This is a genomic window from Streptomyces californicus (genome assembly GCF_000717645.1).
Taxonomy (GTDB): domain Bacteria; phylum Actinomycetota; class Actinomycetes; order Streptomycetales; family Streptomycetaceae; genus Streptomyces; species Streptomyces californicus.
Genome location: NZ_JNZZ01000065.1, coordinates 1 through 2245, shown reverse-complemented (window position 1 = coordinate 2245; position 2245 = coordinate 1). Strand labels below are relative to the sequence as shown.

Below are 2245 nucleotides of genomic sequence, written 5' to 3'. Positions count from 1 at the left end.
GCATGGGGGCGGGGCGTGGGGCTCCATGGGCCCGGGGTTCGGGGGCCCTGGGCGGGGCGTGGGGGCCCCATGGGCTCGGGGGCCCTGGGCGGGCCGTCGGGGCGGGGCTTTTCGGCCCCACCCCGGACGCTCTCAGTGCCGCCCCGGCCGCTCCCGGACGGGCTCGGCCCCGTCCCGGCCGCCCTCAGGTGCCGCCCCAAACGCGCTCGGCCGCTCCCGAATGGCCTCAGGCGTCGAGTGCCTCGCGCCACTCCCGTACGGCCGCCGCGTCCACCGGGCCCGACCAGCCGGAGGGCCGGGCCGCGCCGCCGATGTGGACCGCGTCGATGCCCGCCGCCCGCAGTTCGGGCAGGTGGTGCAGGTGGAGGCCGCCGCCGACCAGGATCTGCGCCTCGTACCCCGGCTCGCCGCCGTGGGCGGCCTCGGCCACCAGCGTCGGGATGCCCGCGTCCACCCCGGCCGGGGAGCCCGCCGTGAGGAACGTGTCGAGGCCGGGCAGGTCCGCGAGCTGCTTGCGCAGGGCGTCGCGGTCGGCGGCCCGGTCGATCGCCCGGTGGAACGTCCACCGGCAGCCGTCCAGCTCGGCGACCAGCCGCTCGACGGCGACGAGGTCGGCGCGGCCGTCCGCGTCGAGGAACCCGAACACGAACTCGTCGGCCCCCGCCTCGCGCATCTCGTGCGCCTTGCCGACCAGAACATCGATGTCACCGGCGGCGAACCCGTCCGCCACCCTGAGCATCACGCGCAGCGGGATGTCCACGGCGGACCTGATCGCCGCGAAGGTCTCCCGGGACGGCGTCAGACCGTCGGCGGCCATGTCGGTGACCAGTTCGAGGCGGTCTGCGCCTCCGGCCTGGGCGGCGACCGCGTCCTCCGCGTCGAGAGCGATCACCTCCAGGACTGCACGGTTGCTCATGGTTCCCCATTCCTCCGATACACACCTATAGGTCTAGTCCAATGGCCAGCCTACGGGGCGGCGACTGGACAGCGCAGCCCTCTATATGAACGTACGGGCGCGACGGGGCGCGACCCGACCCGCACCGCTCCCCACGATCACCCCTTGCATTCCATAGGGGAGGGGGGTATACATGAGGCAGATAGAGATACCCCCTAGGGGTATAGAACACAGGACGAACCGAGGGAGGACCCCGTGTCCGCGCAGTCCGCCACCACCGGCACCAGCGCCGTCGGCTCCGACGCCGGCACGGCCGCGGTCGAGCTCGCGATCGGCGGGATGACCTGCGCCTCGTGCGCGGCCCGGATCGAGAAGAAGCTCAACCGCATGGACGGCGTCGAAGCCACCGTGAACTACGCCACCGAGAAGGCGAAGGTCACCTACCAGGGCTCGGAGGTCTCCGTCGACGATCTGATCGCGACCGTCGAGGCCACCGGTTACACCGCCCGGCGGCCCGCCCCGCCCGCCGCCGCCCGCCGACCCGGCGGCGGCACGGCGAACGCCCCGGCGCGGGGCGCGGAGGGCTCGGACCCCGCGGAGAGCGCAGAGGACCCGGGGCTCACCACGCTGCGCCAGCGCCTGATCACCGCCGTCGTCCTCGCCGTGCCGGTGATCGCGATGGCGATGATCCCGGCGCTCCAGTTCGACTACTGGCAGTGGCTCTCGCTGACCCTGGCCGCGCCGGTCGTCACGTACGCCGCCTGGCCCTTCCACCGGGCCGCGTGGACCAACGCGAAGCACGGCGCGGCGACGATGGACACGCTGATCTCGGTCGGCACGTCCGCCGCGTTCCTCTGGTCGCTGTGGGCGCTGTTCTTCGGGACGGCGGGCATGGTCGGCATGACCCACCCGTTCGAGTTCACCATCGCCCGCAGCGACGGCGCGGGGAACATCTACCTGGAGGCCGCGGCCGGGGTGACGGCGTTCATCCTCGCCGGGCGCTACTTCGAGGCCCGTTCGAAGCGGAAGGCCGGGGCGGCGCTGCGGGCGCTGCTGGAGCTGGGCGCGAAGGAGGTCACCGTCCTGCGGGACGGCGTCGAGACGACGATCCCGACCGCCGAACTCCAGGTCGGGGACCGCTTCCTGGTGCGTCCGGGGGAGAAGATCGCGACGGACGGGACCGTGGTCGAGGGCTCTTCGGCCATCGACGCCTCGATGCTCACCGGGGAGTCCGTCCCCGTCGAGGTCTCCACCGGCGACACCGTCACCGGAGCCACCCTCAACGCCGGCGGACGCCTCGTCGTCGAAGCCACCCGCGTCGGCACCGACACCCAACTCGCCCGCATGGCC

General features: G+C 73.5%; 2 protein-coding genes. One reads left to right on the top strand and one right to left on the bottom strand.

Annotated features, from left to right (window positions below; all coding sequences use genetic code 11):
* Positions 1 to 226 precede the first annotated feature (226 nt).
* A complete protein-coding gene (locus tag IF19_RS0134200) occupies positions 227 to 916 on the bottom strand; it encodes a copper homeostasis protein CutC (protein WP_030115813.1) in 690 nt (229 codons plus the stop codon).
* A gap of 234 nt (positions 917 to 1150) precedes the next feature.
* Between IF19_RS0134200 and IF19_RS0134195 the strand changes: the two genes are divergently transcribed.
* The coding region (locus tag IF19_RS0134195) for a heavy metal translocating P-type ATPase (RefSeq protein WP_032747430.1) at positions 1151 to 2245 on the top strand (1095 nt) is incomplete at its 3' end.

What these genes read in the sequence shown, in the direction of transcription:
- IF19_RS0134200 (WP_030115813.1), bottom strand. Translation starts at nt 916, where the DNA reads ATGAGCAACCGTGCAGTCCTGGAGGTGATCGCTCTCGACGCGGAGGAC.